This is a genomic window from Paenisporosarcina sp. (assembly GCF_049671445.1).
Classification (GTDB): domain Bacteria; phylum Bacillota; class Bacilli; order Bacillales_A; family Planococcaceae; genus Paenisporosarcina.
In genome coordinates this window covers 1-7,125 of record NZ_JBATUX010000042.1, presented here as the reverse complement: position 1 = coordinate 7,125, position 7,125 = coordinate 1, and the positions used below count along the sequence as shown (strand labels likewise).

8 protein-coding genes and 1 pseudogene are annotated in these 7,125 nt (G+C 34.6%); 4 read left to right on the top strand and 5 right to left on the bottom strand.

Annotated elements, in window-relative coordinates; translation table 11 throughout:
• From WBG45_RS06365 to WBG45_RS06355, 3 genes and pseudogenes are all read left to right on the top strand, one after another.
• A pseudogene (locus tag WBG45_RS06365) lies at positions 1–779 on the top strand (GH36-type glycosyl hydrolase domain-containing protein); the annotation flags it as partial.
• Positions 780–1,402: 623 nt separating this feature from the next.
• Positions 1,403–1,621, top strand: coding sequence for a hypothetical protein (locus tag WBG45_RS06360; protein ID WP_424413020.1), 219 nt, complete (start codon positions 1,403–1,405; stop codon positions 1,619–1,621).
• A gap of 113 nt (positions 1,622–1,734) precedes the next feature.
• A complete protein-coding gene (locus WBG45_RS06355) occupies positions 1,735–1,863 on the top strand; it encodes a hypothetical protein (RefSeq protein WP_424413018.1) in 129 nt (42 codons plus the stop codon).
• A 106-nt stretch (positions 1,864–1,969) separates the two neighbouring features.
• On the opposite strand, the gene WBG45_RS06350 is transcribed toward WBG45_RS06355, so the two are convergent.
• The 4 genes from WBG45_RS06350 to WBG45_RS06335 all read right to left on the bottom strand — a co-directional run bounded on the left by WBG45_RS06350 (position 1,970) and on the right by WBG45_RS06335 (position 4,443).
• Entirely contained in the window at positions 1,970–2,104 is a 135-nt protein-coding gene (locus WBG45_RS06350) for a hypothetical protein (RefSeq protein ID WP_424413017.1), read from the bottom strand.
• A 75-nt stretch (positions 2,105–2,179) separates the two neighbouring features.
• Positions 2,180–2,362, bottom strand: a complete 183-nt coding sequence (locus WBG45_RS06345) for a hypothetical protein (protein WP_424413015.1) — start codon at positions 2,360–2,362, stop codon at positions 2,180–2,182.
• On the bottom strand, positions 2,355–3,113 hold the full coding sequence (locus WBG45_RS06340) for a type II toxin-antitoxin system SpoIISA family toxin (protein WP_424413021.1): 759 nt from the start codon (positions 3,111–3,113) through the stop codon (positions 2,355–2,357). Before WBG45_RS06340 ends, WBG45_RS06345 begins: the two co-directional genes overlap by 8 nt.
• Positions 3,114–3,156: 43 nt before the next feature.
• Entirely contained in the window at positions 3,157–4,443 is a 1,287-nt protein-coding gene (locus tag WBG45_RS06335; protein WP_424413013.1) for an esterase/lipase family protein, read from the bottom strand.
• A gap of 304 nt (positions 4,444–4,747) precedes the next feature.
• Between WBG45_RS06335 and WBG45_RS06330 the strand changes: the two genes are divergently transcribed.
• Entirely contained in the window at positions 4,748–5,086 is a 339-nt protein-coding gene (locus WBG45_RS06330; protein WP_424413011.1) for a hypothetical protein, read from the top strand.
• A gap of 1,256 nt (positions 5,087–6,342) precedes the next feature.
• Here WBG45_RS06330 and WBG45_RS06325 read toward each other — a convergent pair.
• Positions 6,343–7,035, bottom strand: a complete 693-nt coding sequence (locus tag WBG45_RS06325) for a GDSL-type esterase/lipase family protein (RefSeq protein ID WP_424413009.1) — start codon at positions 7,033–7,035, stop codon at positions 6,343–6,345.
• Positions 7,036–7,125: the final 90 nt, after the last annotated feature.

Here is a 7,125-nt window from a genome sequence, read left to right as displayed (position 1 = left end):
ACTATCGTTTATTGCCAATGACTCGAGGCATGATTAGTGAACTATTGACGCCTGAAGAAGCAGCCAGTCATGAAGCGTTAATCAAAGAACATTTCTACTGCCCAGATGGCGTTCGATTAATGAACCGCCCAGCTAATTACGATGGCGGTGTCAGTAAACACTTTAAGCGTGCAGAACAAGCTTCCAATTTCGGACGTGAAATTGGACTGCAATATGTTCATGCTCATATTCGTTTTGTGGAAGCCATGGCAAAACTCGGACGAACAGACGAAGTGTGGAAAGGTCTTGAAACGATCAATCCAATCGGCATCACCAAAGTCGTGTCGAATGCTGAAAAACGTCAAAGCAATGCGTACTTTAGTAGCTCAGACGGTAACTTCAAAACGCGTTACGAAGCACAAGAGCGCTTCAGCGAATTAAGAACTGGTCAAGTTTCTGTTAAAGGCGGATGGCGCATTTACTCAAGTGGTCCTGGAATTTACATGAACCAGTTAATCTCTAACGGCCTAGGCATTCGCCAACAAGCCAATCACTTAGAAATTGACCCAGTGCTTCCCGCTTCTTTAGATGGCTTGGAATGTTCATTTGTCGTATATGGAAAACCTGTTACAATTCGTTACCATTTATCTGGTCAAGCAGGTGCTTTAACGGTTAACGGAAAAGAGTTAGCTTATGAGAGCCTTCAAAACCGTTATCGCCAAGGCGGCGTGAAGATTGGGAAAGATGCGTTAGAGGAAGTTTTAACGGATGGTCAAAACCTGATTGAAGTTTGGAGTTAATGAATTACACTAATGAGGGCTGTCCTAAAAGTCATAAAATATGACTAAGGGCAGTTCCTTTTTTATATTTAGTAGTGGTCGATTTCAGTTTCAGACGGACGCTTTCCGCGGGCATGGCCTCAGCCTCCTCGACGAGCAAGCTCGTCTGCGGGGTCTTCAGCTCATGCTATTCCCGCAGGAGTCGCCGTCTTTCACTCCAATCAACCAGATGTTCTTCATGAATAGAACAGACAATTGTAACTTGTTACAATGTTCGAATATAGTTGCAGGAAAAAATTCATTTTTCTCCACTTATTTTGTGGTTGTTTATATTAATGGAAAACTAAAGAGTACATTTGCGCCTAGCATGCCGCAAGAGCGTGAAGAATGAGACCCACAAGTATGTGTTTTTCATACTTGTTGGCTCATGCGGAACGTGCGGCCAGCGCAAATGTACGATAAAGTACCACATAATTTTAAAAAACCTGATTACTTCTTTACAGACATCACACTGCACAATCTATTCCACAAATTTCGCTAATTACTAATCTAAAAGTTGCTCACATTCGTATTCTATGAAAATGGAAGCTTTTTTAAGGTATTGGAGTGTGAACGTCAGAGTGAGTCAACACCATGAATATTCAATGACCCAAAGAAAAGAAGCACTTGAAAGTATATACGACACTCACAATCTATGGTTATGGAACATCATCTATGGCAACCTTCAAAACGAACGCCATACTGAAGAAGTCATTACGCTTGTATTCAAAGATGTTTGGAAGTGTGATCAAGTCCTCTTTACTAAAGATAGACAATTGATTGCACTTCTGCACCTTTGCAGAAATAAGTTAACTAGAGAATAAAACGGTTAGTTGATATATAGTGAGTGTTTTTTCCATTTCACTCACATATATCAGCTAATCTTTTTTATTATGTACAACCCTCTCGCATATACTTCAAAAAGGAGGCGGTTTGTATGACATACTATTTAACAGTCACGCTTGGACTCGTAATGTGCTTAGGAATATTGTTCGGAACCTTCGTTTATGCCCTTACGCTTGCTCTTAATACCAAGGATGCTTCTAAAATCGATCCCATCGAGTAAGCTCCAACACCAAACAAAATGATTAGTTGAACGATAAAAAGAAGCGACCCAAGTTGCATTGGCCGCTTCTTCCTTTCTATAACCCTATTAATATTTCAATCGATGTTTATAAAAATATGGTTCTCTTTATTTTTTCTAGGATACTTAAAACCTCTTCTTTTTTCTTTATCAGAGCAATGTCAGAAGGTGAAGGGTTAATTTTTCCGGAAATTAATTTGATTTCCTGCTTCTTTTTTCCCAAAAATAACCACCTTACCCTTTTTTACTAGTATATGCGATGAAACAAAAAAATTCACAACGAATTCGCTGTGAATTTTCATTCGAAATCTTTGCCTAACACAAGTTTAGATTTATGAATACTTCGAGAGATTTCCTTTTTTAATTCTTCCAAACGTTTTGTTTCCGGACTTTGACCTACTTTAGGGGAAGTAACAATTGATCTTTTCCTATTCATTTTCCTGCGATATTCTTCCTCGCGATCAACAACAAAATTAGTCATTTGAAATCCCCCCTTCTATAATGTAAAGCTCAGAAGATAGCGTAAACATATTAATTAATATATCCACAAGTAAAATATCGACCTCACTAATTGACTTAGTCGTTCTAATCTCTAATACATAAATGGAATCATTCAATGTAAACGGATATAAAGCTAATTTACTGTCATTACTATAATAAGTCTCCAATAAATTGAGTTGAGTATCAATATTAATAAAGTTCTTTCGTTTATGACGATTCATTAACTCTTCTTTTTCAAACTTAGTGGTATAGCTAAAGAAATTAATGATTAATCTTTCTTCAGCAGCATATTCTTGAATGATACTTTTCAAACCATTTAAATAGTCTTCGTTACTTTCATAATACCCGATTATCGAATCACTAAGCAATATACCACGTGTAATCCGTATTTTTTCTTTATTATCCCCAATTTTATCACTTAATTCATTAATAGTTTCAGGAAGACTGTGCAGCTCATTATTTCCAACCTTTTTTAAATATAAACTCAAAAATATAAACGCATCCACCAACATAAAAATCACAGCAACGATTAAATAATTTTTCCAACCGACTAAAATACTGTCCGGCTTATCAGTCCAATAAACCAATGCACCAAAAAGGAAGATTCCATACCAAGTTTTTCGTATAGAAGTTAAATTCGTTGCATTGATTTTTCCTTTCCAGCTAAAAACAATATAAACAAGCAAAGCCGTAAAAACGAGCCAAACTAAAATTTTAATAAAGAGCAACACGTCAATCAACCCTTTTCAAATTCTATTTGTCCTATGGTAAACCTTACTTTAAATACCGAATAGCCTCTCCAACGTAATTCTCGACACTCTCACCCTCATAATAATTAAAATGGTTCCAACTCGTAGAAATGTGCGGCATTTTTATTTCATTTACTGAAATCATGTTATCGATATTTACTAAAATATCATTTGAAAGACCCAAATACTTTCCTGTTATCGCAAAGTACTTCTTATCAGCATCTAAACGATCAGTAGAATTCAATTCCGAAACAAACCCCGAATCATTCGCAAGATCCTCTAAACCCCTTAACTTTTTCACTCTCACTAAATCCCAAAAGTCTTCACTTTTAATAGAGTTTCTGCCATTTCCAAAAGCGCCGTTAACAACTAAACACAACCTCGCCAATATCGGAACACTAATTAAGAGAGAACCATGATTAGGAGTACCTGCCATGATTAATTGATCAATTTTCGCACCGTGTTTACTAGCTGCCGAACGACTGACTAAGCCCCCCATACTATGTGAAACGATCATGATTTCTTTATCAGGATACTTTTTCTTCAAACGGCCCAATTCACCAGCAAATAATTCTCCACTATCACTAATAAATTCATTAACCGTTAAATACTCAAACCCATACACATCAAAATCCTTTTGAAGATAATCAAACAAACTAAAATAGGCATCACTAATACTAGAAACTAACCCGTGAACGATGATCGCAACAGGCTTTTCACTTGCCTGCTGCTCATCCACATCATCTACCTTAACTTTGCGAAAAGAAGAATTTCCATCTGGTAGCAACCTAAAAAGACCGAGCTCACTCGTTTCTTTACTAAACTGATTGAGTACAATATAAAAACTCTTTTTATCAGTAAGTTCATTAGCGGAAAGACTTTGAATTTCCGGTTGTAACAAATAATTCACTTGTTGCTTATCAATCTGCGCTTCAACTTCGGTCGCACTTTCTGAATGACTCAATATCTCAACTCTCGGAGACATTCGATTAATCAACTCAACAACATCCCTATTTTCTAATAACCGCAAAAAGTCATCTTCTATCGCAAAAAAATATTCATCCTCGCCACACACTAGCTGGAAGGAAAGATCACGGTTTACATGAAACTGGTTAATCGTTACCCTATAAACCATTTTAGTCGTTGAATAAGGAATATCTCGCAAAAAATCGCTAGCTAACTCAACCCTCTCCACTGAAACTTCTTGATCATTAATAATAAATCGTTCATCATTTCGTAAACTTTCAACTTGAACAGAACGTGTATTAATAACAATTTGACTTCCCTCTTCGTATATAAACCCCTCACTCATCAAGATTCTCCTTTCTCATCCCCGTCAATAAACCAATTCCCTATTATCTTAATCTATTCCAACTCAAAAAGTAAGAAATTTCCGTTAATTTAAACCTTCAACCCTTTTGCGAAACTAAAGAAGCATGATACCATTTTACATAAAAGGGCGGCCGAAGATGCAATTTCGGCCGCCTCACACACTCTTTATTCATATAAAATATGCAATAAATTACATTATTTAAACACAAAGTCCCTATTAATATGTGAATTACCATTAGTATAATAAAACAAAATATGCTTTTATTAAGGAGATTATCATCACCATGGATCCATCATTACCTTGCCCAAACTGTGGACACTCAATTACCGAAGAAAATTTTCAGAAATATTCAAACCCATTTTCAATGACATGCCCACACTGTGACGCAAAATTCAAAGAAACCAAAGTTACACCATGGCTATTGGTCTTAGCAATTTTAGTTACACCTGTTTTTATTTTTATCGGTGTTACTCTTCAAACCTATATCGCTGGTTTCTGGCCATTTATCGAAAAAATACCGACCGCTTTCGTCTTCCTAGCGTTTGCTTATCCGATTTATGCAGTCTATGAAAAATTCAATGCACGCATTGTCGTGTCAAAAGGTGCATTACAACTTAAATAATACAAAAACAAGCAGTCGAAGAATTTCTTCGACTGCTTGTTTGATCAATGTAACCTCTTTAGTTAGAACGTAAACTACCAGCTTTTGAATCACTCATCGAAAGGTGTGCAACCTTATTTTTCTTACCTCGCAAACGCTTAATCTCTTTAAATGATCTTTTTTCCGCATAACTTTTGCACGATTCACAGAAAACCATACGTATCCCACTTCGATTTTCATACTTAATCAAATCAACATCTTGAACTTTACATATACCACACGATTTTTTAAATAGTCTCACCATGCATCTCATTCCCACTTTACTTCATATTTTTTCTCTCTCTATGTATGAACTAAGAACAATTACAACTAATTGGATAATCTATAGGCTTTTAGATTCCCATTTGTATTAAATAAATGTCTAAATCTATTATTTTCATGACCTTTTATCTATTATTTAGTATATATGAATTATTTCACTATTCAAATAAGAACTTTTGTAAAATAATGTCGAATGCTATTTTTTTATTAAAAAAGTGCCTATCTGACAATATTTCATTAAATAATATCTTCGCATCCATCCATTTATCCTACTAATTTGGAAATACTAAAATATGGCCACAACAACTTTTCATAGAAAAGAGCGACCAATAAAATCGGTCGCTCCTATTTTTAGGAATCAAAAAAAGCAGTCGGAAATGGAATTTCGGCTGCTTTTGCTTTGTAATAATTTCTCAGGATTTCAATACTGATTAATAAGCAAATAATTTTTTCCTTGCCTCACTTGGATAGTGCTTAATTAATTTAAATGATCTTTTTTCTGCATATTGTTTGCAGGAATGACAAAAAAGCATACGTATTCCACTTCGATTTTCATATTTAAACATATCTACATCTTGAACTTTACACATAGCACACGATTTCTTAAATATTCTCACCATAGATTTCATTCCCACTTTCTTCTAGTTATTTTCTCACACTATTAATTTTTCATTTTTATAGGCATTTAGAATCATATGTAAATATTCAGTATGTATTAAAAATTAATTAAGTGACTTTTTATCTATAGCTTAGTATAAATGATTCATTTCAAATTTCAAAGAAGTATTTTTGTCTGATAATGTCGAAAAACCATTTTTTTACAAAAATATCGAAATATTTTAACATTTAAACTAATTTCTATCACTTTTAAACCCTTTTAATTAGTTAATATTACCTATAAATTAAATATCATATCAAAAAAGCGATCGAAGAAATCTCGATCGCTCTTTCTCATTCTATTTCTTCAAAATTTCCATCCATTTATCATATCCATCACCAGATAAGTGAACTCCATCCACGGTGTATGCTTTCTGTAATTGACCGTCAGCATTTTTAAAATGTTGATTCAAATCTACGTATTGAATGTCGTGTTCTTCTACCAATTGTTGTAGGACTTCATTAAATTGATTAACCGTTTCATTGGAAATCTTATTTCCAAAAGTTTGGTTATTTACAGGTAGAATCGACTGGACTATCACTTTGGTCTTTGTTTGATCGAAAGATTGAATAATCTTTTCCATATTCTTTTGATACTCATCGATGCCAACACGACCGGCTATATCATTGATTCCAATCAAAATATACACTTCTTTTGGATTACGCTTAACCACTTCATCGATTCGATTCAAAACACCTTTCGTGTCATCCTCAACAATTCCTCGATTTAGTAATACTTCACCTGGAAAATATGTTTGTAACTCTCCATGATCCGTGATGCTATCCCCGAGAAATACTTTATCCACAGCAGGATAATCATACGACTCAAATGAAACCTTCTTCTGAATATAGTAGTCGGAATATTCCTCTGAAGAAAATAACTTTTTAACAGTGGCCATTCCACCTTGTTTATACATAATAAAACTACCCATTCCTATTAACAATAAGTTCAACACTAACGACAGGATGAACCAAACTCTCAACTTCTTCAATATGTACACGTCCTATTTCTTTTCCAACTCACTTGTGGAATTACTATAAATCATCATTGCTATATTTATATAGTAGTATTACCGATATCA

What these genes read in the sequence shown, in the direction of transcription:
- WBG45_RS06355 (WP_424413018.1), top strand. Translation starts at nt 1,735, where the DNA reads ATGACATACTATTTAACAGTCACGCTTGGACTCGTAATGTGCTTAGGA.
- WBG45_RS06360 (WP_424413020.1), top strand. Translation starts at nt 1,403, where the DNA reads ATGACCCAAAGAAAAGAAGCACTTGAAAGTATATACGACACTCACAAT.
- WBG45_RS06335 (WP_424413013.1), bottom strand. Translation starts at nt 4,443, where the DNA reads ATGAGTGAGGGGTTTATATACGAAGAGGGAAGTCAAATTGTTATTAAT.
- WBG45_RS06345 (WP_424413015.1), bottom strand. Translation starts at nt 2,362, where the DNA reads ATGACTAATTTTGTTGTTGATCGCGAGGAAGAATATCGCAGGAAAATG.
- WBG45_RS06330 (WP_424413011.1), top strand. Translation starts at nt 4,748, where the DNA reads ATGGATCCATCATTACCTTGCCCAAACTGTGGACACTCAATTACCGAA.